We start from the raw sequence: 22,978 nt of genomic DNA, 5'->3' as shown, positions 1-22,978 counted from the left end.
GAGCATGGCAGAAGACCTACCCGCTTCCGCTGCAAGGCCGTCTCAGGCAGACACGATGCTCGGGCCTGCCGAGTACATTGAGCAGCGCCTGGAGCAGTACAGAGGCTGGTACGACGGCAAGGCGGTCAAGACCAAGGCTCTCCACCTCCGCCTCAGAACCTTGGCTGTGGTTGGAGCAGCGGTTGTCCCTGTGCTCGTGAACATCAAGCTGCCCTATGTCGAGATCGCTACGACGCTCATCAGCCTGATGGTCGTGATCTTGGTATCGCTGGAGAGCGTGTACCACTACAGAGAGCAGTGGAAGAACTATCGGTCCACCGAGCAGGCGCTCGGCCAGGAACTGTTTCACTACAAGACCCGGACGGGTGTGTTCGAGGGCCTCGAGGACGAAGCCGCCTTCAAGGTGCTGGTCGAGCGCGTGGAGAACGCCATCGCCTCCGAGAACGCGTCCACCCTCAGCACCATGACTTTGGCCAGCCAGTCCTCCCACCAATCCCTGCAATGAGCCGCAGCACGCCCCTGATGATGGCTTGGGCTCCACGATGCCCTGCGACCGGAGCACTCCCGCTGCCTGGCGGACGGTCGGCAGGCTGACCTTGAAGCGCCCTGCCGGAGCCGCTTCCGCGGGGAGTCGTTCGCCGGGTTCGTAGCGGCCTTCCGGTTCCGCCTCGGCCGAGGCCGGCTACCGCAGGCAGATCCGCCCGATTTCCAAGGCCGGTGCCATCGCCATGGACCGCATCTTCGCGAGAGGCGAGGAGACATGATCTCCGGCTCAGTCACTCAGAAGGCCCCACCCGGATCGAATGGGGCCTTCTGGCTGGTCGGGGCGACAGGATTTGAACCTGCGACTTCTTGCTCCCAAAGCAAGCGCGCTGCCAAGCTGCGCCACGCCCCGCCTCGCCGGGTGCGCATGCGGTCCGTGACTCCGGTACGCTTACGCCCTGACGACCGGATGAAGTCTAGACCAGAGTTCGACCGGTTCGCGCGGACGTAGCTCAATGGTAGAGCCCTAGTCTTCCAAACTAGCTACGCGGGTTCGATTCCCGTCGTCCGCTCCAGGCACGAAGGCCCAGGTCCGGGAGATGATCCCGAGCCTGGGCCTTACTGTTATGCGATCTTGTCCGTCCGAGCTGACGAGACTCGCGCTTCCCCTGGATCACCGCGTCGGCCTTCGTCCGGCACAGACCCGCTGTGGTCGATGCGGTCCTCAAGGGGCCGGGAGCCCGGCCGCATGTGATCTTCGGGGGCGTAGGCTGGCGTCGATGCGTGCACGTCCGATCTCGCGGGAGGCGCTCGTCGAGGAGCTGGCCGAGCTCGTCGCCGCGCGGCCCAGGGACGCCTGGGTGCGGGTGGCGGTCGACGGGGCGCCCGCGGCGGGGCCTGGCGCGCTGGCCGACGAGCTGGTGGCGCCGCTGCGGTTGCGCGGCCGGCCCGTGTTGCGGGTGTCGGCGGGCGATTTCCTGCGGCCGGCCTCGCTGCGGCTGGAACACGGCCGGACCGATCCCGACGTCTTCTACGAGGACTGGCTCGACGTCAAGGGCCTGCTGCGCGAGGTGCTCGAACCCTTGGAGCCGGGCGGCTCGGGGCGGGTGCTGCCGGCGTTGTGGGACAGCGGGATCGATCGCGCGTACCGGCTGCCGTACCGGGAGCTGGCGCCGGGCGGGGTGGTGCTCGTGGACGGGACGCTGCTGCTGGGGCGGGGGCTGCCGTTCGAGGTGAGCGTGCACGTGTGGCTGTCGGCGGGGGCGCTGGTGCGGCGCACGCCGCCGGACGAGCGGTGGCGACTGCCGGCCTACGAGCGGTACGAACGCGAGGCCCGCCCGCAGCGGGCCGCCGACGTGGTGGTCAGGGCCGATCATCCGGACCGGCCGGCGGTGCTGACGGACGGCTGAGCCCGAGCAGCGCGTCCAGCTCGGCGACGGCCTGGGCGTTCGAGGTGAAGTGCACGGCGTGCAGGCCGGCCGCGCGGGCGCCCTCGACGTACGGCTCGTGGTCGTCGAGGAACACCGTGGCGGCGGGGTCGGCGCCGAGGGCGTCGCAGGCCGTCCGGTAGATGCGCGGGTCCGGTTTGCGCACGCCCGCCTCGTGCGAGTAGACGATGTGGTCCACCAGGCCGGCGTATCCGTACGCGGCCTGCTCGCGTTCCCTGGCGCCGACGTAGCTGTTGCTCACCAGGCCCGTGCGGTAGCGCGGACGCAGGGCGCCCAGGTACGCCATGAGCTCGGCGTTGGGGGTGCCGAGGTACTCCGTCCAGACGTCGGCCATGAACGCCCCCGCGTGCGCGCCGAGCACCTTGGCCACCTCGGCATCGGCCTGCTCCTCCGTGATCTCGCCGACCATCCCGGCCAGCCAGGTCGGCTCCAGCTGCGCGTCGATGTGCCCGGCGGCCAGGCCGAGCCGCTCCTCCCATCTGGCCGTCACGCCCAGGGACGGCGTCAGCTCCAGCACTCCGCCGATGTCGAACACGACCGCATCGATTTTCATACACTCCTCCTGTGAACTGTTTCAACCAAGGTAAAGAAGGAACGTGTCCGTGTCCATACCCTTGACGGCTCACAGAGGCGGCTCAAACTGAAACGGTGATCCCTGGCAACTGGTACAACATCGTTCCCGATCTTCCCGTGCCGCCTCCGCCGCCCCTGCACCCCGGCACCCGCCGTCCTGTCGGGCCGGACGACCTCGCGCCGCTGTTCCCCATGGAGCTCATCGCGCAGGAGGTCAGCGGCGACCGCTACGTGCCCATCCCCAAGGAGGTCATCGACGTCTACCGGCTGTGGCGGCCCACGCCGCTGATCAGGGCGCACCGGCTGGAGAAGGCCCTCGACACGCCGGCCCGCATCTACTACAAGTACGAGGGCGTCTCACCGGCCGGGTCGCACAAGGCGAACACCGCCGTGCCGCAGGCGTACTACAACGCCAAGGAAGGCGTGCGGCTGCTGACCACGGAGACCGGCGCGGGACAGTGGGGGTCGGCCCTGGCGTTCGCCTGCGCCCAGTTCGACGTCGAATGCCGGATCTGGATGGTTCGGGCGTCCTACGACCAGAAGCCGTACCGGCGCTCGCTCATGCGCGTGTACGGCGCCACCGTCAACCCCAGCCCCTCACCCCTCACCGGCGCGGGCAGCAAGGCGCTGGCCGACGACCCCGCCTCCCCCGGCAGCCTGGGCCTGGCGATCAGCGAGGCGGTCGAGGTGGCCGCCGCGACCCCCGAGGCCCGGTACGCGCTCGGCTCGGTGCTGAACCACGTCCTGATGCACCAGACGGTGATCGGCGAGGAGGCCCTGGCGCAGCTGCCGGAGCTGCCGGACCTGGTCATCGGCTGCACCGGCGGCGGCTCCAACTTCGCCGGTCTCGCCTTCCCCTTCCTGCGGGAGAAGCTGGCCGGACGGATCGGCATCCGGTTCAGGGCCGTCGAGCCGGCCGCCTGCCCGTCGTTCACCCGCGGCGTGTACGCCTACGACTTCGGCGACACCGCCGGGCTGACGCCGCTGCTGAAGATGCACACCCTCGGGCACTCCTTCGTCCCCGACCCGATCCACGCCGGCGGGCTGCGCTATCACGGCATGGCGCCGCTGCTGTCCCACATGTACGAGCTGGGCCTGTTCGAGGCGGTGACCCGTACCCAGAGCGAGTGTTTCGAGGCGGGTGTGCGCTTCGCACGGACCGAGGGCATCGTCCCGGCCCCCGAGCCCACGCACGCGCTGGCCGAGACCATCGCCGAAGCGCTGCGCTGCAAGGAGAGCGGCGAGGAGAAGGTGATCCTCACCGCGCTGTGCGGGCACGGCCACTTCGACCTGGCCGCCTACGACCGCCACCTGGCCGGCGAACTGGAGGACTACTCGCTTCCGCAGGAGCGCCTCGACCAGGCGCTCACCGAACTGCCCGGCTGAAGACGACATGGGTGGCCGCGAGAGCGCGGCCACCCGTGTTCAGTTCGCGTTCGGGCGCTTCCTGTGGTTCGCCTTCTTCTTCTTGCGCGCCCTGCCCTTGCGTGCACGTTTCGCCATGGGCTCACCTCCAGCGGTCGGGATCGTGACCCTCAAGGTCTCCCCTGCCCGCGGCTCGCACAAGCGATACGCCGTGACCTAACATTCCTCAACAAACTCGTGTCATAATTTGGTGGAATCTGTTGGAAGGGGTGGGCGTGCTCGCACAGCAGCGTCAGCAGACGATCCTGGAACGCGTACGCAGCAGCGGCGGCGTCCGGGTGGCCGACCTCGTGCGCGAGCTCGGCGTCTCCGACATGACGATACGCCGCGACCTTGAGGTGCTGGCCGAGCGCGGGCTGCTGGAGAAGGTTCATGGCGGCGCGACGGCCCTCGGCCCCGGCTCGACCGAGGAGCCGGGCTTCACCGCCAAGTCCGCCCGCCAGCAGCAGGAGAAGGAGGCCATCGCGCGGCACGCGGCCACTCTCGTCCGGCCGGGCACCGCCGTGGCGCTCTCCGCCGGCACCACCATATGGGCGCTGGCCCACCATCTGGTCGCGGTGCCCGAGCTGACCGTGATCACCAATTCGATCCCCGTCGCCGAGGTCTTCCACCGCAACCCGCGCGCCGACCGCACGGTCGTGCTGACCGGCGGCGTGCGCACCCCCTCCGACGCGCTCGTCGGCCCCGTGGCGGTGGCGGCCATCCGCCGCCTGCACGTGGACACGCTCTTCCTCGGGGTGCACGGCATGAGCCTGCGCGCCGGGTTCACCACGCCCAACCTGCTGGAGTCCGAGACCGACAGGGAGCTGGTGGCCGCGGCGCACCGGCTGGTGGTCCCCGCCGACCACACCAAGTGGAACACGGTCGGCATCAGCACGATCGCCGAGCTGACCGAGGCCGACGTGGTCATCAGCGACGCGGGGCTGCCCGAGGAAGCACGCACCGAACTGGCCGAACGGGCCGGAGAACTGATCATCGCGGAGGGCACGCCTTGAAGCGCACCATCACCCACCTGGCAGACGGCCGAGAGCTGATCTACTTCGACCGGCGCGACGACGCCGACCGGAGCGCGATCGACCGGCGGCCGCTCGACCCGCGGCCGGTGGCCTCCGAGCTGCGTTACGACCCGCTGACCGAGGAGTGGATCGCGATCGCCGGCCATCGGCAGACACGCACGTTCCTGCCGCCGGCCGACGAGTGCCCGTTGTGCCCGTCGTCCGACACGCGGGCGTCGGAGATCCCGGCCCACGACTATGACGTGGTGGTGTTCGAGAACCGCTTTCCCTCTTTCTCCGGAAATTTTGGGACTTACGGGGATGTCGGCGGCCTGAGTGAGGTGCGGCCGGGTGTCGGGCGGTGTGAGGTGGTCTGCTTCACCTCCGACCACTCCTCCTCCTTCTCCAGGCTCTCCAACGCCCAGGTCAGGCTGGTGATGGAGGCGTGGGCCGACCGCACGGCCGAGCTGTCCGGCATCGAGGGCGTCGAGCAGGTGTTCTGCTTCGAGAACAGGGGTGAGGAGATCGGCATCACGCTCCCCCACCCGCACGGGCAGATCTACGCCTACCCCTACGTGACCCCGCGCACCAAGCTCCAGCTCGGGGCCGCCTCGCGGCACACGGGCGGCAACCTGTTCGCCGACGTGCTGGCCGCCGAGCGGGCCGCCGGCACGCGGGTGGTGGCCGCCAACGAGCTCTGGACGGCGTTCGTCCCGGCCGCCGCGCGCTGGCCGTTCGAGGTGCACGTGTATCCGCACCGGCAGGTGCCCGACCTGGCGGCGCTGTCGGAGGAGGAGCGGGCCGCGTTCGCGCCGCTGTACACCTCGGTGCTGCGGGCGCTCGACGCGCTGTTCGGGGTGGCGATGCCGTACATCTCGGCCTGGCACCAGGCGCCGGTGCGGTACGGCCGCGAGCTGGCCTACCTGCACCTGGAGCTGTTCAGCATCAGGCGGGCGCCCGGGAAGCTGAAGTACCTGGCGGGCTCGGAGTCGGCCATGGGTGCCTTCGTCAACGACGTGCTGCCGGAGGAGGCGGCACGCATGTTGCGATCACGAATTGATCACTAATTGGTTTCTCATTAAAGTCGCATGACTCGTGATCTACCACTAATATCCCGTTAGACACCGGCCATAACGGTCGTTGTACGCCTAATCCCGGGCGTGTTGCCCGGGAGCCGGGGACCCATCGCATCCGGGGTGAATCCGCGCAAGTGGTAGGGAATGCTCCCGTGCCCGAACCCGTCAGCTAACCCGGCCGGCAGAGGGAGAGGAACAACCACGTGGCGGCTTCGTCCCCCGCGAGTCTTGCCGTCGGTCTCATCACCGCCACCGCCCTGCTCGTCCAGCCGGCCGCCGCCTCAGTCTCGGCGTCAGCCGCGCCCAAGCCGTCGGAGGCGCAGCTGCGGGCCCAGCTCAAGCAGCTCAACCGCAAGGTCGACAAGCTGATCGAGACGTACAACCTCAAGCGGGTCGAGCTGGCCAAGGCCCAGCAGGCCGCTACCGCGGCCCAGCAGCGGCTCACCGCCGCCGAGCAGGCGGTCGCCACGGCCGAGCAGCGGGTCGCCGAGATCGCCCGGCTGCGCTACCAGAGCCGCGACGCCTCCCTGCCGGGCTTCATGCTGACCCCGGACGGCGGCGGCGCGGCCGTGCTCGAACAGCTCACCGCCGAGCAGCAGGCGGTCGTGGACAGCGTGGCCAAGGCCCGCGACGACCAGAAGAAGGCCGCCACGGCCGCCGCCGCGCTCGCGACGCAGCTGAAGGCGGGCACGGCGGAGGTGGCCGAGCAGCGCGACGACGCCCAGGACGTCATCGACGACATCAAGAAGAAGCTCCAGGACCTCGTGCCGTTCGGGCCGGGCAAGAAGTCCGACGGGAGCTGGGCGCCCGAGCTGCCGGCCGGCTCGGACAACATCACGCCGCGCACCCGGCTGATGCGCGCGCAGGTGCAGAAGAACTTCTCGCTGCCGTACGAGGTGGGCTGCTTCCGGGCCGGCTCCAGCGGCGAGCACCCGCTCGGCCGGGCCTGCGACTTCATGATGAGCACGGGCGGCACCATGCCGAGCGCCGTCAACAACGCGCTCGGCGACCGGCTGGCCGACTGGGCCCTGAAGAACAAGGCCAAGCTGGGCGTCAAGTACGTGATCTGGAAGCAGCGCATCAACCAGGGCTCGGGCTGGCGCTCGATGTCCGACCGCGGCAGCATCACCGAGAACCACTACGACCACGTGCACATCTCGATGAACTAGCCGCGGGGCCGGCGGCTCAGCGGATGCCGGTCAGCTTGTCGGGGTTGGTGACGGAGTAGACGGCGGCGATCCGGTCGCCCTCGGGCGTGAGATCGACGACGACCACGGCCAGCGGGCCGTCACCGGAGAAGACCAGCGCGCACGGATCCCCGGCCACCCGCCGGTAGCGCAGGTCCACCGCGCCGGGGGTCAGCGTCGCGGCCACGGACATGAAGATCGCGGCCACCTCGTCCCGGCCGTGGACCGGGTGCAGGCTGGTGGCGGGCCCCTTGCCGCCGCCGTCGGTCCACAGGGTCACCTCCGGCGCCAGCACCTCCAGCAAAGCCCGCAGGTCACCGCCGAGGGCCGCCGCGGCGAACCGCTCGGTCACCTCGGCGTGCACGCCGGGCTCGGTCCGGTGACGCGGACGGCGGGCATGAACGTGGCGACGGGCGCGGGCCGCGAGCTGCCGGACGGCCGCCGGCGTGCGCCCGAGGATGTCGGCCGTCTCCGGATGGCTGAACCCGAACACCTCGTGCAGCACGAAGACGGCTCGTTCCAGCGGTGACAGCGTCTCCAGCACGACCAGCACCGCCATCGACAACGACTCCCCGCTCCCGGCGGCGCCCCCGGCGTTGTCCGGGGCCGTGACCAGCGGTTCCGGCAGCCACGGGCCGACGTAGGTCTCCTGCCGGCGGCTCAGGTCCGCCCGCCGGGCGAGCGCCTGGTTCACCGCGATCCGCACCAGATAGGCCCGGACGTTCTCCACCGGTCCGGCGTCCGGCCTGCGGTGCCGGGCGGACCAGGCCAGCCACGCCTCCTGCAGCACGTCCTCGGTGTCGGCGACGCTGCCGAGCATGTTGTAGACCACGGAGAACAGCAGTTCCCGGTAGCCGAGGAACTGCTCGGTGGCGGCGTCGGCGGGCTGCCGCGGGGTCGGTGTCATGGCGGGCCTCCTCATCTGTCGCAACCGAAGAGTCCCGACGGGCGGAGATTGTGACATGAAGCCATCAAGCGTGATCTATGCCACTCATGTCACAGTTCCCGGCCGGTTGCCCCTCTGTGGTGGCGTCCGAGGGTTCACGACACACGAGGGAGAGCTTCGATGCGTACATTGATCCGCGACGTCAGGGTGTTCGACGGCGAGCACACCATCGCGACGGCCGACGTGGTGATCGAGAACGATCTGATCGCCGCCGTCGGCTCCGGCGCGGACCACCCGGCCGATGCCGAGGTGGACGGCACGGGCAGGACGCTGCTGCCCGGCCTGATCGACGCGCACACCCACGTGTTCGACGGCAGCCTGGCCCAGGCCCTGCGGTACGGGGTCACCACCGAGCTCGACATGTTCTGCCTCCCGCAGATGCTCGCCGGGCAGCGGCGGCTGGCCGCCGAGAACGACGACGTGGCCGACCTGCGCAGCGCCGGCACGCTGGCCACCGCGCCCGGCGGGCACCCGACCCAGCTGCTGGCGGCCCTGGCGGGCACCGTCCTGGACGGGCTCGACGGCACGGCGATCGACTTCGTCTCCGACCCGGCGCAGGCGCCGGCGTTCGTCCGGGCCAGGCTGGCCGAGGGGGCCGACTACCTCAAGATCGTCATCGACGACGGCGCCGTGCACGGGGCCGACCTGCCCGTCATGACGGCGGAGGTCGCCGCCGCCCTGGCAGCGGCGGCGCACGAGGCGGGCCTGCTGGTCATCGCCCACGCGATCACCGCCGCCGAGGTGGGGATCGCGCTGGACGCCGGCGTCGACGGCCTGGCTCACGTGTGGACCGACCTGGCGCCGGACGACCCGGCCTCGCCGCGCCTGGCCGGGCGCGTGCGCGACCAGGGTGTCTTCGTGGTGACGACGCTGGCCTACTTCGAGGCGATCACTGCTCAGCACGTCGAGACCGCCGACTGCGCCCGCCCCGGCAGCTCCGCCAACGCCGTCGGCGCGCTGCGGGCCCTGCGTCACGCGGGTGTGCCGCTGCTCGCCGGGACCGACGCCACCCCGTTCGTGCCCGCCCACGGCGCCGGTCTGCACCGCGAGCTGCGGTTGCTCACCGAGGCCGGGCTCGGCGGGGAGGAGGCGCTGGCCGCCGCGACCAGCGTGCCGGCCCGGCACTTCGGACTGGCCGACCGCGGCCGGATCGCCCCCGGCCTGCGCGCGGACCTGGTGCTGGTCGAGGGCGACGCCACCCGGGACGTCACCGCCGTGGGCGACATCGCCGAGGTCTGGCGTCGCGGGGTGCGTCAGGCCCGGTAGCCCCCTGCCCGTGGCGGGCGGCCGGCTCAGCCGAGCGTGAGGGGGTTGACCAGGTCGGCGTAGACCAGCAGACCGGCCATGATGATCAGCACGAACGCCATCGCGTACGTGAGCGGCAGCACCTTGGCGATGTCGACGTAGCGGGGCTCGGGGCGGCGCATGATCTTGGCGTAGCCGCGCTTGACGCCCTCCCACAGGCCGCCCGCGATGTGGCCGCCGTCGAGGGGCAGCAGCGGGATCAGGTTGAACAGGCCGATCGCCAGGTTGAACCCGGCCAGCAGGCTGACGAAGGTGAACAGCTTGCTCTTGTTGGACATGTCGGAGGCCAGGATCTCGCCGCCGAGCCGGCCCGCGCCCACCACGCCGACCGGGCCCTCGGGGTCGCGCTTGTCGCCGGAGAAGGCGGCGTTCCAGACGCCGACCATCTTCGCCGGCAGGTTGACCATCGAGCCCACCACGCGGCCGGTCAGGTCGGTCATGTAGCCCGGCACCTGGCCGATGCTCTGCTGCTCGAAGACCTGGGAGGGCACGACGCCGAGGAACCCGACGCCCTTGTCGATCTTGGTCTCGTCGGCCGGGTTCGCCATGTCGCGGGCGATGAGCGTGACGTCGAGCGTCATCGGCCTGCCGTCGCGGACGATGCCCAGCTTGACGGGGCCGGCGCCGTGGCCGCGGATCAGGCGGGTGGCGTCCTGCCAGGTCTGGATCTTCTGGCCGTCGAGGGAGACGATGTGGTCGCCGACCCTGACGCCCGCCTTGGCGGCCGGGGTGCGCTCGTCGGTGGGCGCGCACGTCTTGCGCACCTCGGTGGTGGGGATCACGCACGTGTTGGTGTCGGGCGACACGATCGGGGCGGTCTTGGGCAGGCCGATGCCGACCAGCAGGATGCTGAAGAAGATGAAGGCGAGCACGAAGTTCATCGCCGGGCCGCCCGACATGATGATGATCTTCTGCCACCACTTCTTGCGGTAGAAGACGCGGTCCTCGTCGCCGGGCCGCACCTCCTCCATGGCGGCTTCGCGGGCGGTCTCGATCAGGCCCTGCCATGGCCCGGTCGACGCGCTCCGCAGCCTGCCGGGGTCGTCGCCGGGACGCGGCGGCAGCATGCCGATCATGCGGATGTAGCCGCCGAGCGGCAGCCACTTGATGCCGTACTCGGTCTCGCCCCTGCGGATGGACCAGGCCGTCGAGCCGAAGCCGACCATGTACTGGGTGACCCGGACGCCGAAGATCTTGGCCGGCACGAGATGGCCCACCTCGTGCAGGCCGACGGAGACCATCAACCCCACCAGGAAAAGAAGGATCCCGGCGACAAAGAGCCAGTTCATCTACGCGCGCTCCAGGCAGACAGACGGTCTCGACGTTCCCAGACTAGTCGAACTCTGCACAACCCTCGGGCTTGCCCGCACTTTGGTGAATCAACGGACCGCATTGACAGTAAGCGATCAGCCGATCACCCTGGGAGACGATGGAGGGGGACGTCTTGATCCGCATACTTATCGCCGAACACCTGCCCTTGGTGCGACGCGGTCTGCAGGCCACGCTCGAAGCCGAGCCCGACCTGCGGGTGGTCGCCGAGACGGGCTGCCCCGACGGTGTGCTGCCGGCCGCGCGGTCGAGCGCGCCCGACGTCGCGATCGTCGACCTCGACCTGCCGGGCCTGCCGGTCGCCACCCAGCTGACCGAGCAGGTCCCCCGCTGCTCGGTGCTGATCCTCTCCGCGCGGCCGAGCCCCGGCCAGGTGCGCAGGGCGTTCAACGGCAGCGTGCTGGGGTTCATGAGCCTGCGCGTGGCGCCCGAGCGGCTGGCCGAGGGGGTGCGCCAGGTCGCCGCGGGCGGACGGGCGGTGGAGGCGGAGCTCGCGGTGGCGGCCCTGCAGTCGGCCGCCAACCCGCTCACCCGGCGCGAGCTCGACGTGCTGCGCATCGCGGCGGGCGGGGCGAGATCGACCGAGATCGCCGATCAGTTGTTCCTGTCGGTCGGCACCGTCCGCAACCATCTGTCGCGGATCATGTGCAAGACGGGCGCCCGCAACCGGCTCGACGCCGTGCGCATCGCCAGCGACAGCGGCTGGTTGTAGCGGCTGGTCGTGCGGAACCCGACGAGATGACGGGCCCGGTGGAGCCGCGCCGCTCCGCCGGGACCCGAACAGTCGAATGATCTCAGCCCGCCGAACCCGTGGCCAGTGACCGCCATCACGACCTGACCCGTGTGAAACGTCACTACGGACGCCAGATCAACACCAGCGCGCAGTCGTCGTTGTGGCCCGAGGACATCGCGTTGACCAGCGCCCTGGCGCCGTCGCGGAAACCGGAGGGCAGCAGCCGTTCGGCCTCGCCGAGCAGCCGGTCGAGGCCGGCGTCGATGTCGCGCCCCGGCTGCTCGATCAGGCCGTCGGTGTAGAGCAGCAGCGCGTCGCCCTTGCGCAGGGTGCCGCTGTCGGGCTCGCAGTGGAGGTCGGGCACCACGCCGAGCACCACGCCCTTGGCCGAGGCGACCTGCCAATTGCCGGTGCCCGAGTCGAGCTTGACCACCGGCGGATGGCCGGCCGAGGTGATCGTGTAGTCGCCGGTGGCGAGGTCGAGGCGGACGTGCACGGCCGTCACGAAGCCCTCGTCGCCGCGCTGGCGGTGGAGGTAGGCGTTGCAGGCGGGCAGGAAGTCGTCGACCGAGCCGAGCAGCCCGCCGAACGTGCCCGACAGCAGCAGCGCGCGGGTGCCGGCGTCGACCCCCTTGCCGGAGACGTCGACCAGGGCGATCTCCACGGAGTCGCCGTCGCGCATGGAGACCAGGAAGTCGCCGCCGAACGACGAGCCCCCGGCCTGCTTGAGCACCACCTTGCCGCCCCAGTCCTTCGGCAGCGGGGGCAGCTCGCCCTGGCTCCTGAGCCGGTCACGCAGCTCCAGCAGCATCGCGTCGCCGCGCAGCCCCTGCACGCCCAGCTTGCCCCTGGTACGGGCCATGAGCACGGCGAGCACGGTGGTGAACACGATCGTCACCGTGAGCCCCAGCCCCACCCGCGCCACCCCGAGCGTGGCCGCGACGTAGGTCAGCGCGACGCCCACCGCCACCAGCAGCTTGACCAGGCTGCGCAGCCGCAGCTGCAGCCCGCCGATCAGGGTCACCAGGATGAGCAGCGACGGCGAGAACCACTCGGTGGACACCTTCGCCGCCAGCAGCCCGATGACGAGCGAGAGCACGGTGAGCGTGATGAGCAGGTTGCGGTCACGGGCCAGCGGCCCCCTCCGGACGAACCGGACGGCGGACACCAGGAACGGCACCCGAACCAGGACCGCACGGACCCGTGGCGGAATCAGCGGCGCCGGACGGGAACTCATGATGCGTGTGACTGTATCGGTCTGACCCCTGTTTGGGCAGCCCACTTGACCAAGGCCTTGATCATTAAGCACGGATATTGGGTGGCCGTCCCCCTTTGCCCCCTCCTACCGTGGACGGATGACCTATCCGATCCGTCCCATTGACGAATCCGAGTGGCCGGGCTTCGCCGGCGTGCTCGCAGAGGGGTTCGGCTGGACGCCGCATCCCACCCAGGACGAGCGGTACAAGGCCGCCACGGAGTTCGACCGCACCCTGGTCGCCTTCGACGGCAGCACCATGGCGGGCGTCACGTCCGTCTTCAGCCTGACGATGACCGTCCCCGGCGGACGTCAGATCCCCGTGGGCGGCGTGACCGCGGTCAGCGTGCTTCCCTCGCACCGCCGCCGCGGCGTGCTGTCGGCGCTGATGCGCCGGCAGCTGTCCGACATCCGCGACCGCGGCGAGTCGGTGGCCGCCCTCTACGCCTCCGAGTCGCTGATCTACGGCAGGTTCGGTTACGGCAGGGCGGCCAGCGAACTGTCGTACAAGATCGACAAGCACCGCTCGGCCTTCGTGCGGGACGCCCCCACCGACCCGGCGCTCCGGCTCAGGGTGGTCTCCCCCACCGAGGCCAGGGCCGATTTCGAGAAGCTGTTCGCCGCCGTCGTGACCCGGCGTCCTGGCCGGTACGAGCGCACCCGGCACGTCTGGGACGCCTTCCTGGCCGACGAGGAGCACGACAGGGGCGGCTGGGGCTCGCTGCGCGCGGTGCTCGCCGAGGACGACCAGGAGGTGCGCGGTTACGCGCTGTTCCGCACCAAGTCGGCATGGGACGCCAACGGCGTGCCCAGCGGCGAACTGCGGGTGTTCGAGCTGGAGGCGACCGATCCGGCGGCCTACGCCCTGCTGTGGCGCGACATGCTGGACCGTGACCTGATCACCAGGCTGGAGGCGTACGCCCGGCCGGTGGACGACGCCCTGATCGCGCTGCTCGCCGACTCCCGCCAGTTGCGCGCGACCTGGTCCGACGAGCTTTGGGTGCGCCTGGTCGACGTCGACAGGGCCCTGACCGCCCGCGCCTACGCGGCCCCCGTGGACCTGGTGATCGAGATCGAGGACGACGTGTGCCCGTGGAACGCCGGCCGCCGGCGGCTCACCGCCGACGCCACCGGCGCGGAGTGCAAGCCGGTGGACGACGAGCCGCACCTGACGGTGCCGGTGTCCGCGCTCGGCTCGGCGTACATGGGCGACGGACTGCTCGGCGCGCAGCTCGACGCGGGCCTGCTGCGCGAGCACACGCCGGGCGCGGTGCGGGCGCTGGCCGCGGCCATGGCGTGGAGCCCCAAGCCGCTGGCCGGGCTGGTGTTCTGAGACACAGGACGTAGGCTCGGAGCATGGCCCTGCAAAGTCTGCAGATCACCGCGACCATCGCCATGCGGGCCCGCGACGTGTCCAGGCCGTCGAAGGAGCAGCAGGAGGCCGCCGACCGGCGGCCCCTGCGCGACGAGATGCCCCGGCGCGAGGCCAGGCGCAAGACCTAGGGCAGCGAGGGCAGCTGGCCGATCGTCTCGTAGGTGGTCAGCTGCGCGATGCGCCTGCTGTGGCGCTCGCTGCCGGAGAAGGAGGTGGTCAGGAAGACCTCGACGAACCTGGTCGCCTCCTCGGTCGTGTGCATGCGCGCGCCGATGCTGACGACGTTGGCGTTGTTGTGCTCGCGGGCCAGCGAGGCGGTCTCCTCGCTCCAGGCCAGGGCCGCGCGGATGCCGCGCACCTTGTTGGCCGCGATCTGCTCGCCGTTGCCCGAGCCGCCGATCACCACCCCCAGGCTGCCAGGGTCGCCGCCGACGCCCTCGGCGGCGCGCAGGACGAACGCCGGATAGTCGTCCTCGGCGTCGTAGACGAAGGGACCGCAGTCGGTCACCTCGTGGCCGTGGTCCTTGAGCCAGGACACGAGGTGGTTCTTGAGCTCATAGCCGGCATGGTCGGCACCGATGTAGACACGCACCCGCCCAGTCTTCCACAGCCCCGCCGATCCCACTCGCTGGCTAGAGTAAGGACCCCTACCGTTCCCCAGTCCTTACGAAAGTGGAGACGCATGCGTGAGATCCGCGTCATCGGCGATCCGGTGCTGCGCACGCCCGCCGAGCCCGTCACCGACTTCGACCGCGAGCTGCGCCGCCTGATCGAGGAGATGTTCCAGGCGATGTACGCGGTCAACGGCGTGGGCCTGGCCGGTCCGCAGATCGGCGTGTCGCGGCGGCTGTTCGTCTACGACATCGCCGGGCGCAAGGGCCATGTCGCCAACCCCGTCCTCACCGTCGACGACGCCGAGGAGGTCGCCGACGAGGAGGGCTGCCTGTCGGTGCCCGACCGCCGCACCCGCACGCCGATCTACGCCCCCGTCGCGCGGGCCGCCGGCGTCACCGTCGAGGGCGTCGACCGGCTGCAGCGGCCCGTGCGCATCAAGGCCCGCGGCTCGCTGGCACGCTGTTTCCAGCACGAGACCGAGCACCTCGACGGCAAGCTGTACGTCGACCGCCTGCCCAAGGACGAGGCCCGCAGGATCATGCTGCGCGCGTAGCCCGCGGCGGGCCGGGGGCCTACAGCTGCAGCGACTTGATCTCCAGGTACTCCTCCAGGCCGAACTCGCCCAGCTCGCGGCCCACGCCCGACTGCTTGTACCCGCCGAAGGGGGCCAGCGGGTTGAACTGGCCGCCGTTGACGACGACCTGGCCGGTGCGCAGCCTGCGGGCGACCGCGACCGCGCGCTCCTGGCTGCCCGACCAGACCGCGCCGGCCAGGCCGTACCTGGTGTCGTTGGCGATCTCCACGGCCTGGCCCTCGCTCGTGTACGGGATCAGCGCCAGCACGGGCCCGAAGATCTCCTCCTGCTCGATCGTCATGCCCGGCTCGACCGCGGCGAAGACCGTTGGCTCGACGTAGAAGCCGCGCTCGCGGGGGCGCTCGGTGCCGCCGGCGACAAGCCTGGCGCCCTCCTCCTGGCCCCGGTTGATGTAGCGGACCACCCGATCGCGCTGGGCCGCCGACACCAGGGGCCCGACCCTGGTGGCCTCGTCGAAGGGGTCGCCGACGGTGTACTTGCGGGTCGCCTCGACGGCCAGGCGGACGGCGTCGTCGTACTGGTCGCGGTGGACGATCATGCGGGTCCAGGCCGAGCAGGTCTGGCCGGCGTTGATGAAGCAGTTGGCCACGCCGACCTTGACGGCGGTGGCCAGGTCGGCGTCGGGCAGGATGATGTTGGCCGACTTGCCGCCGAGCTCCAGCGCCACCCGCTTGACGGTCTCGGCGGCGAGCGCGGCGACCCGGCGGCCGGCCACGGTCGAGCCGGTGAAGGAGACCATGTCCACCTCGGGATGGGCGGCCATCGCCTCGCCGACGACCTGGCCGCGCCCGCTGACCAGGTTGAACACCCCGGGCGGCAGGCCCACCTCGTCGAAGATCTCGGCCAGCGCGTACGCCGCCAGCGGCGCCACCTCGCTGGGCTTGAGCACCACCGTGCAGCCGGCGGCCAGCGCGGGGCCGACCTTGCAGATGATCTGGTGCAGCGGGTAGTTCCAGGGCGTGATCGCCGCGACGACCCCGATCGGCTCCTTGACCAGCAGGGAGTTGCCGATGCGGGACTCGCGCGGGTAGCTCTCGGCCAGCTGCGCGTAGGAGGACAGGACGGCCGCGGGCATCAGCGTCTGCACCTTGAGCGCGAAGCCGAGGGGCGCGCCCATGTCGGTGGCGATCGTCGCCGCGACGCTCTCGGCGCGCTGTTTGAGCAGCTCGGCCGCGTCGCCGAGGAGCTTCCCGCGCTGGGCAGCCGAGGTGTCGGACCAGGCGGGGAACGCCGCCCGCGCCGCCGACACCGCCGCCTCGACGTCGTCGGGGGTGCCCGCCGGCACCCGGTCGATGATCTCCTCCGTGGCCGGGTTGGCGACCTCGATGGACTCGTCTGACGTAGAGGCGTTCCAGGAACCGCCGATATACAGCTGGCGCATGGGGCCATCCTCGCGTGCACGTCGTGGGGCTGGCGAGACCATGGATCGGGCGGAGGGGGATTCCTCATCCTCCGCGCGCCCGAGAACCTACCGCCAGGGTAGGAGTCTTACCCCGGCGGTGGAGGACATATCTAGTCGAAGGTGGGCTGTCTGGTTCGAGTGCGCTTGAGCTCGAAGAAGTCGTCGAACTCGGTGACGAGCAGCACGCCGTCCCAGAGCCTGCCCGCGTCCTCGCCCTTCGGGATGGACGTGATCACGGGGCCGAAGAAGGCGTTGGCGCCGACGCGGATGACCGGGGTGCCGACGTCCTGGCCGACCAGCGTGATGCCCTCCTGGTGGGAGGCGCGCACGGCGTCGTCCCACTCGGTGGAGTGGGCGGCGGCGACGAGGTCGCGGCTGAGGCCGACGGCCTCCAGGGAGTCCTCGATCAGCTCGCCGAGGCGGCTGAGGTCCTTCATCCCGCGCTCGTTGTGCAGGCGCGTGCCGAGCTCGGTGTAGAGCGGGCCGACGACCGCGTCGCCGTGCGCGGCCCGCGCGGCGGCCACCACGCGGACGGGTTCGATGGCCCTGGCGATGGCCTCACGGTAGGACTCGGGCACGTCCTTGCCCTCGTTGAGGACGTTGAGGCTCATGACGTGCCAGCGCGGTTCGATGGCGCGTACCTTCTCCACTTCGAGAAGCCATCGTGACGTCGCCCAGGCAAATGGGCAGAAAGGATCGAACCACAGGTCCACGGGAATCTTCTCAGTCACGTGGGGCCATAACCTGAGGGTGTCGAGGTCCTATTCCCGGCGTGGCAGGATACCGACAAACTACAACGAAGTGGTGAAAAGGAGCGCAACTTGGCAGGCAACCTGACCCGGGACGAGGCTCGCGAGCGTGCCCGGCTGTTGAAGGTCGAGTCGTACGAGGTCGCACTCGACCTGACGGAGGGGGACGAGCGCTTCGAGAGCGTCACGACGGTGCGCTTCACCAGCACCAGCCCGGGCGCCTCCACCTTCATCGACCTGCACGGCGCCAACGTGCGCAAGGTCACCCTCAACGGCACCGACCTCGACGTCTCCTCCTACGACGCCGACAAGGGCCGCTTCCCGCTCCCCTCGCTGGCGGAGTCCAACGAGCTGCTGGTCGACGCCGACTGCAGCTACATGCGCACGGGCGAGGGTCTCCACCGCTTCGTGGACCCGGTCGACCAGAAGGTCTACCTGCACAGCCAGTTCGAGACGGCCGACGCCCACCGCATGTACGCCTGCTTCGACCAGCCCGACCTCAAGGCCGTCTTCCAGCTCACCGTGCTGGCCCCCGCCGACTGGGAGGTCATCTCCAACGGCGCCGCGGCCAAGGTCGAGGACCTCGAAGGGCAGTCCGGCCGCCACGGCGGCGTCCAGGCGGCCAGGCGCTGGGAGTTCGAGCCGACGCCGGTGATCTCGACGTACATCACCGCGCTGGTGGCCGGGCCGTACTACAAGGTCACCTCCGAGCACGACGGCATCCCCCTCGGGCTCTACTGCCGCGCCTCGCTCGGCGAGCACCTCGACGCCGACAACCTCTTCGAGGTCACCAGGCAGGGCTTCGACTTCTTCCACCGGGTGTTCGGCGTCCGCTACCCCTTCACCAAGTACGACCAGCTCTTCGTGCCCGAGTTCAACGCCGGCGCGATGGAGAACGCCGGTTGCGTGACGTTCCTGGAGGACTACGTCTTCCGCTCCCGCGTGACCGACGCGGTCGTCGAGCGGCGCGCCGAGACGATCCTGCACGAGATGGCCCACATGTGGTTCGGCGACCTGGTCACCATGCGCTGGTGGGACGACCTGTGGCTGAACGAGTCCTTCGCCACGTACGTGTCCGTGCTGGCCCAGGCCGAGGCCACCCGCTGGGGCAACGGCGCGTGGACCACGTTCGCCAACGTGGAGAAGTCCTGGGCCTACCGCCAGGACCAGCTTCCCTCCACCCACCCGATCGCCGCCGACATCCCCGACATGCAGGCGGTCGAGGTCAACTTCGACGGCATCACGTACGCCAAGGGCGCCTCGGTGCTCAAGCAGCTCGTCGCCTACGTCGGCCTGGACAACTTCCTGGCCGGGGTGCGCGACTACTTCGCCGAGCACGCCTGGGGCAACACCGAGCTGAAGGACCTGCTCGCCGCCCTCGAGCGCACCTCGGGCCGCGACCTGTCGTCGTGGTCGAAGGAGTGGCTGGAGACCGCGTGGGTCAACACGCTGCGGCCCTCCTTCGAGGTGTCCGACGGCCGCTTCACCTCCTTCGAGGTGCTGCAGGAGGCCCCGGCCGACTACCCGACGCTGCGCTCGCACCGCATCGCCATCGGCCTGTACTCGCTGATCGACGGCGTGCTCACCCGCACCAAGCGGGTCGAGCTCGACGTGGTGGGCGCCCGTACCGGCGTGGCCGAGCTGGTCGGCGTCGAGCAGCCCGACCTGGTGCTGCTCAACGACGACGACCTGACCTACGCCAAGATCAGGCTGGACGAGCGTTCCCTGCGCACGCTCGTCGAGGGCGGCATCGCGGCCTTCACCGAGTCGCTGCCGCGCGCCCTGTGCTGGTCGGCGGCCTGGGACATGACCCGCGACGGCGAGATGTCCACCCGCGACTACGTCAAGCTGGTCATCTCGGGCGCGGGCACGGTCTCCGACATCACGGTCCTGCAGGCGGTGCTGCGCCAGGCGCGCCAGGCCGTCCAGCAGTACGCCGCCCCGGCCTGGCGGGCCGAGGGCGAGGCGCTGCTGGCCGCCGAGCTGCGCTCGCTGCTCGGCTCGGCCGCGCCCGGCTCCGACCACCAGCTCGCCTTCCTCCAGGCGTTCGCCCCGGTGGCGGTCGCCGATGCCGACCTCGACCTGCTGCAGGCCATCCTCGACGGCACCGGCGTGCCCGAGGGGCTGACCGTCGACGCCGACCTGCGCTGGACGCTGGTGGCCGCGCTGGTCTCCGGCGGCCGGCTGGGCGAGCCCGACATCGCCGCCGAGCTGGAGCGCGACCCTACGGCGACGGGTGAGCGGTCGGCCGCGCTGTGCCGGGCCGCGATCCCGACGGCCGAGGCCAAGGCGGCGGCCTGGGACCGGATCGTGGGCGGCGACCTGGCCAACCACATCGCCCGCAACACCATCGCCGGTTTCCAGGACGCGCACCACGCCGAGCTGCTGGAGCCGTACCGGGAGAAGTACTTCGCCGAGGTCGGGCGCGTCTACCGCGAGTGGACGTTCGAGAAGGCCTCGACGTTCGCCATGAACTGCTTCCCCGTGCTGCTCATCGAGCCCGCCACGGTCAAGGCCGCCCAGGACTTCCTGGCCGCCGAGCAGCCGCCGCAGGCCCTGCGCAGGCTGATCCTGGAGGGCGCCGACGGCGTCAGCCGCGCTCTGCGCAACCGCGAGACCGACGCCGCGTCGGCCTGATCCGTCCGGCTCCCCGCCGAGCCCGGCGGGGAGCCGGCTTCGCGCTGCGCCGAATACGGCCTGAGCACGGAGACCGGGTGTTAGCCTCAAGTACGTGCTAGGCGCCGGTACCACGCTCAACGACCGCTACGTGCTGGCCGACCGCCTCGGCGGCGGCGGCATGGGCGAGGTCTGGCGTGCCGACGACCTGGTGCTGGGCCGGGCCGTCGCGGTCAAGGTGATGATGCCGGCCCTGTCAGAGAACCCCACCTTCACCCAGCGCTTCCAGAACGAGGCCAGAGCCATGGCCACGCTCAGGCACCGCGGCGTGGTCGGCGTCTACGACTACGGCGTCCACGAGGCCGACGGGCGCCGGGTCAGCTACCTGGTGATGGAATACGTCCGGGGCGAGTCGCTCGACCGGGTCCTGCGGCGCGGCCCGCTCGGCGCGCAGGAGGCCATGCGCCTGGTCGCCGAGGTGGGCGACGCGCTGGCCGCGGCCCACGCCCAGGGCATCGTCCACCGCGACGTCAAGCCGGCCAACCTCATGGTCCGGTCCGACGGGCAGGTCGCGCTGACCGACTTCGGGGTCGCCCACTCCGCCTCGGCCGGTCACCTCACGGCCACGGGCACCATGCTCGGCTCGGCCGCCTACTGCGCGCCGGAGATGGCCGCGGGCAACGAGGTCACCCCGGCGGTCGACGTCTACGCGCTGGGCGTGGTGGCCTACGAGTGCCTGACCGGGCGGCTGCCGTACCAGGGGGACACCCCGGTGCAGATCATCTTCAAGCATCTCAACGCGCCCGTGCCCGAGCCGCCCGCCGACCTGCCGCAGGCCGTGCGCCAGGTGGTGACGCGGGCGCTGCAGAAGGCCCCGGCGCAGCGCTGGGCGTCGGCGTCCGACATGGCGCGGGCGGCCCGCGCGTCGGTCAGCGGCGCGGCCCTGCCCGTCCCGCCGCCCACCGCGTCTTCTTCGGCCACCCCGCCCACGACGGGCGCCCACACGGGCCTGTCCACGGGCTCCTACACGGGTCTTTCCACGGACCCCCACACGGGTCTCCCCATCGGCTCCTCCTACGCGGGTCTTCCCACGGGTTCCCAGCCGGGCCTCCAGCCGACGGGCGTCATGCCCGTGGCCGAGAGCGGATCGCCGCTCACCATGCCCTCGGCCCCCGCCGGCGGCAGCTCCCGCCGGCGTCGCACGCTGACGGCCCTGGCCACGATGGCGGCCGCCGTCGTGGTCTCGGCCGCGGTGGCGGGGTCGGTGTGGCTGCGTCCGGCCGAGCCCGCCAGCACGGGCCAGGTGCTGCCGCCCCCCGACGAGACCACGCAGGTCCACAGCCCGAGCAGCCCCGAGCACACCACCAGGGAGCCCGCGCCGCCGACCAAGGCCGTGCCGAGCGCCAAGCCGAGCGGCACCATCAGCGCGACCCCCGGCCCCACCGTGGCCCCCACCACCCCGAGCGCCACGCCCACCGTCTCGCCGAAGCCCACGCCGACCGTGACCACCTCCGAGCCGGAGCCGACCCAGGAGCCCACCCAGCCCCCTGAGGAGCCCACGGACGAGCCCACGGTCACCAGCCCGCCCGAAGACGTCCAATGCGTACGCGCCCCGTGCCCGTAACCACCCCGGAACGTCTGATGTGCGCGCGCCCCGTGCCCGCTCGCCTTCCAGGACGTACGCGGCATACACGCCCCGAGCCCCTGACCATTCCAGGACGCCCAGGGCGTACGCGCCCCGACCCCGTGACCGCTTCAGGGCGTCCGGTGCCTGCGTGCCCCGTGTCCGTGACTGCTGCAAGATCGTGAGAAAGTCTTCGCGTGGATTCGACTCGTGAGCTGCTGATCGCCCTCGCCCGCCGGTACGCCTTCGCCGATCTGGGGGCGCTCGCCCCCACGGCCGAGATCTCCGACGTGTGCGAGTTCGGGCAGCGGCTGCTCTCGCTCGACGCCGAGGACTTCGCCGCCGAGGCTCGATCCGTACCGGCCGACCTGCGCCGGCTCGCCCGCGCCTGCCACATGCCGCAGACGCCGCGGGAACAGCCGCGCGGAGCCCTGGAGTCGCTCAAGCCCGCCTACGGCCTGCTGCTCGAGGCGATCGCCGTCCGCTGGCACCGGCGCGAGCTGAGCCCCATGATCGCGGCCGTGCACATCGCCAGCGAATACCTGCCGCTGCTGGCGTTCGAGCCGCAGCTCGGCCACGCCGGCGACCCGGCCCGCTGGCCCGCCGGGCTGAGCGCGCCCGGGAGCAGGTTCGGCGTGATCGGCGACCGCGAGTGCGACCACACCAAGTCCGAGCAGTCGGCCACCAACCGCACGCTGCGGGTGTCGGTCGAACCCGGCGAGGGCTGGCGGGCCTACTTCGACCGGCAGCACAGCCAGCTGGCGGGCGCGCTCGCGGTCTGCGTCGCGACCTGCCGCAACCCCTGCACGGCCATGGACTGGATCGACCCCGAGCCCCGCGCCGACCTGCAGGTACGCGCCCGTACCGCGCTGACCTTCGCCGAGACGCCGCTCGTCCGGCTGCGGCACGCCGCGCCCGTGGGGCACGGGTTCGGGGTGCCGTCGCCGGAGGAGGTGCTCGACGCCTGGGAGCGCAGCCGGACGGCGCTGGACAAGAACGCGGTGGGCGCCGCCGCCGCCAAGGACGACGGTTTCCCGCTGCCGGGGCTGCCCGCGCTGTTCTCGGCCGTGGCCGGAGCGCCGATCGAACCGTCCAGCCTGCTCGCCGGCGTCAGCGACCACGTCGTCACCCTGCTGCAACGCACCTGACCACACCGCCCGAACACACCTGGCCCCCTCCGGTCCAGGCGGGCGGCGCACCTGACGGCCCCGAGGCACAGGTCGGTGTGCCCGGGTTCGAGGGGGCGG

Annotated in this window: 20 protein-coding genes, 2 tRNA genes, 2 pseudogenes and 1 riboswitch; of the genes and pseudogenes, 15 read left to right on the top strand and 9 right to left on the bottom strand. The window is 71.1% G+C overall.

The features are described from left to right. The first annotated feature begins 4 nt into the window (after positions 1 to 4). Positions 5 to 505: a DUF4231 domain-containing protein gene (locus AB0J76_RS38195; RefSeq protein ID WP_352323610.1), complete on the top strand. Its 501-nt coding sequence runs from the start codon at positions 5 to 7 to the stop codon at positions 503 to 505. Positions 506 to 526: 21 nt separating this feature from the next. On the opposite strand, the pseudogene AB0J76_RS38190 reads toward AB0J76_RS38195, so the two are convergent. Then, positions 527 to 646, bottom strand: a pseudogene (locus AB0J76_RS38190) (GntR family transcriptional regulator); the annotation flags it as partial. 172 nt (positions 647 to 818) lie between these two features. Continuing rightward, positions 819 to 895, bottom strand: a tRNA-Pro gene (locus tag AB0J76_RS38185). Positions 896 to 984: 89 nt separating this feature from the next. Between AB0J76_RS38185 and AB0J76_RS38180 the strand changes: the two genes are divergently transcribed. Then, positions 985 to 1,058: transfer RNA gene (locus tag AB0J76_RS38180), tRNA-Gly, on the top strand. A 204-nt stretch (positions 1,059 to 1,262) separates the two neighbouring features. Further along, a complete protein-coding gene (locus AB0J76_RS38175; protein WP_352323611.1) occupies positions 1,263 to 1,892 on the top strand; it encodes a uridine kinase in 630 nt (209 codons plus the stop codon). On the opposite strand, the gene AB0J76_RS38170 is transcribed toward AB0J76_RS38175, so the two are convergent. Then, positions 1,846 to 2,484 carry an HAD family phosphatase gene (locus tag AB0J76_RS38170; protein ID WP_352323612.1) on the bottom strand — a complete coding sequence of 213 codons (639 nt, stop codon included), beginning with the start codon at positions 2,482 to 2,484 and terminating at the stop codon, positions 1,846 to 1,848. The two genes, AB0J76_RS38175 and AB0J76_RS38170, sit on opposite strands and share 47 nt — an antisense overlap. A gap of 89 nt (positions 2,485 to 2,573) precedes the next feature. On the opposite strand from AB0J76_RS38170, the pseudogene AB0J76_RS38165 reads away from it, so the two are divergent. The 4 genes and pseudogenes from AB0J76_RS38165 to AB0J76_RS38150 all read left to right on the top strand — a co-directional run. Then, positions 2,574 to 3,890 (top strand): annotated as a pseudogene (locus AB0J76_RS38165) (TrpB-like pyridoxal phosphate-dependent enzyme); the annotation flags it as partial. Between the two features lie 254 nt (positions 3,891 to 4,144). Next, positions 4,145 to 4,924, top strand: a complete 780-nt coding sequence (locus AB0J76_RS38160; protein WP_352323613.1) for a DeoR/GlpR family DNA-binding transcription regulator — start codon at positions 4,145 to 4,147, stop codon at positions 4,922 to 4,924. Next, a complete protein-coding gene (gene galT, locus AB0J76_RS38155; protein WP_352323614.1) occupies positions 4,921 to 5,991 on the top strand; it encodes a galactose-1-phosphate uridylyltransferase in 1,071 nt (356 codons plus the stop codon). Before AB0J76_RS38160 ends, galT begins: the two co-directional genes overlap by 4 nt. Before the next feature lie 68 nt (positions 5,992 to 6,059). After that, positions 6,060 to 6,198, top strand: a riboswitch (cyclic di-AMP (ydaO/yuaA leader). A gap of 5 nt (positions 6,199 to 6,203) precedes the next feature. Further along, entirely contained in the window at positions 6,204 to 7,169 is a 966-nt protein-coding gene (locus tag AB0J76_RS38150) for a hypothetical protein (protein ID WP_352323615.1), read from the top strand. Positions 7,170 to 7,185: 16 nt separating this feature from the next. Here the strand turns inward: AB0J76_RS38150 and sigJ are convergent, their stop codons facing one another. Beyond that, positions 7,186 to 8,094, bottom strand: coding sequence for an RNA polymerase sigma factor SigJ (gene sigJ / locus AB0J76_RS38145; protein WP_352323616.1), 909 nt, complete (start codon positions 8,092 to 8,094; stop codon positions 7,186 to 7,188). Positions 8,095 to 8,253: 159 nt separating this feature from the next. On the opposite strand from sigJ, the gene AB0J76_RS38140 reads away from it, so the two are divergent. Then, positions 8,254 to 9,399 carry an amidohydrolase family protein gene (locus AB0J76_RS38140; protein ID WP_352323617.1) on the top strand — a complete coding sequence of 382 codons (1,146 nt, stop codon included), beginning with the start codon at positions 8,254 to 8,256 and terminating at the stop codon, positions 9,397 to 9,399. A 26-nt stretch (positions 9,400 to 9,425) separates the two neighbouring features. Here the strand turns inward: AB0J76_RS38140 and AB0J76_RS38135 are convergent, their stop codons facing one another. Then, positions 9,426 to 10,727, bottom strand: a complete 1,302-nt coding sequence (locus tag AB0J76_RS38135) for a M50 family metallopeptidase (protein WP_352323618.1) — start codon at positions 10,725 to 10,727, stop codon at positions 9,426 to 9,428. Between the two features lie 155 nt (positions 10,728 to 10,882). Here AB0J76_RS38135 and AB0J76_RS38130 point away from each other — a divergent pair, with 155 nt between their 5' ends. Then, the gene (locus tag AB0J76_RS38130) at positions 10,883 to 11,479 is read left to right on the top strand and encodes a response regulator transcription factor (RefSeq protein WP_352323619.1); all 597 of its coding nucleotides are present in this window, start codon (positions 10,883 to 10,885) and stop codon (positions 11,477 to 11,479) included. Between the two features lie 142 nt (positions 11,480 to 11,621). Here AB0J76_RS38130 and AB0J76_RS38125 read toward each other — a convergent pair whose 3' ends face one another. Then, positions 11,622 to 12,737, bottom strand: coding sequence for a PP2C family protein-serine/threonine phosphatase (locus AB0J76_RS38125; RefSeq protein ID WP_352323620.1), 1,116 nt, complete (start codon positions 12,735 to 12,737; stop codon positions 11,622 to 11,624). 118 nt (positions 12,738 to 12,855) lie between these two features. On the opposite strand from AB0J76_RS38125, the gene AB0J76_RS38120 reads away from it, so the two are divergent. Together AB0J76_RS38120 and AB0J76_RS38115 are read left to right on the top strand one after the other, a co-directional pair. After that, positions 12,856 to 14,088 (top strand): GNAT family N-acetyltransferase, encoded by a 1,233-nt coding sequence (locus AB0J76_RS38120; protein WP_352323621.1) that lies wholly within the window; start codon positions 12,856 to 12,858, stop codon positions 14,086 to 14,088. A 23-nt stretch (positions 14,089 to 14,111) separates the two neighbouring features. Beyond that, entirely contained in the window at positions 14,112 to 14,258 is a 147-nt protein-coding gene (locus AB0J76_RS38115; protein WP_352323622.1) for a hypothetical protein, read from the top strand. Here AB0J76_RS38115 and AB0J76_RS38110 read toward each other — a convergent pair. Beyond that, positions 14,255 to 14,722: a ribose-5-phosphate isomerase gene (locus AB0J76_RS38110; protein WP_352323623.1), complete on the bottom strand. Its 468-nt coding sequence runs from the start codon at positions 14,720 to 14,722 to the stop codon at positions 14,255 to 14,257. The two genes, AB0J76_RS38115 and AB0J76_RS38110, sit on opposite strands and share 4 nt — an antisense overlap. A gap of 90 nt (positions 14,723 to 14,812) precedes the next feature. On the opposite strand from AB0J76_RS38110, the gene def reads away from it, so the two are divergent. Continuing rightward, the gene (def, locus tag AB0J76_RS38105; RefSeq protein ID WP_352323625.1) at positions 14,813 to 15,298 is read left to right on the top strand and encodes a peptide deformylase; all 486 of its coding nucleotides are present in this window, start codon (positions 14,813 to 14,815) and stop codon (positions 15,296 to 15,298) included. Positions 15,299 to 15,317: 19 nt separating this feature from the next. On the opposite strand, the gene AB0J76_RS38100 is transcribed toward def, so the two are convergent. Continuing rightward, positions 15,318 to 16,721 (bottom strand): aldehyde dehydrogenase family protein, encoded by a 1,404-nt coding sequence (locus AB0J76_RS38100; RefSeq protein ID WP_352323626.1) that lies wholly within the window; start codon positions 16,719 to 16,721, stop codon positions 15,318 to 15,320. A gap of 131 nt (positions 16,722 to 16,852) precedes the next feature. Then, complete coding sequence (locus tag AB0J76_RS38095; RefSeq protein WP_352323627.1) at positions 16,853 to 17,473, bottom strand: disulfide bond formation protein DsbA; 621 nt, start codon at positions 17,471 to 17,473, stop codon at positions 16,853 to 16,855. 90 nt (positions 17,474 to 17,563) lie between these two features. Between AB0J76_RS38095 and pepN the strand changes: the two genes are divergently transcribed. The 3 genes from pepN (at position 17,564) to AB0J76_RS38080 (ending at position 22,879) form a co-directional block, all read left to right on the top strand. Beyond that, entirely contained in the window at positions 17,564 to 20,128 is a 2,565-nt protein-coding gene (gene pepN, locus AB0J76_RS38090; RefSeq protein WP_352323628.1) for an aminopeptidase N, read from the top strand. A gap of 94 nt (positions 20,129 to 20,222) precedes the next feature. After that, positions 20,223 to 21,731 (top strand): protein kinase, encoded by a 1,509-nt coding sequence (locus tag AB0J76_RS38085; RefSeq protein WP_352328584.1) that lies wholly within the window; start codon positions 20,223 to 20,225, stop codon positions 21,729 to 21,731. A gap of 197 nt (positions 21,732 to 21,928) precedes the next feature. Then, entirely contained in the window at positions 21,929 to 22,879 is a 951-nt protein-coding gene (locus tag AB0J76_RS38080) for a hypothetical protein (protein ID WP_352328585.1), read from the top strand. Positions 22,880 to 22,978: the final 99 nt, after the last annotated feature.

The sequence above is a fragment of the Nonomuraea sp. NPDC049624 genome, assembly GCF_040675255.1.
Taxonomy (GTDB): domain Bacteria; phylum Actinomycetota; class Actinomycetes; order Streptosporangiales; family Streptosporangiaceae; genus Nonomuraea.
Note: the sequence above shows the minus strand (reverse complement) of the source record. Positions and strands in the feature narration are given on the sequence as shown.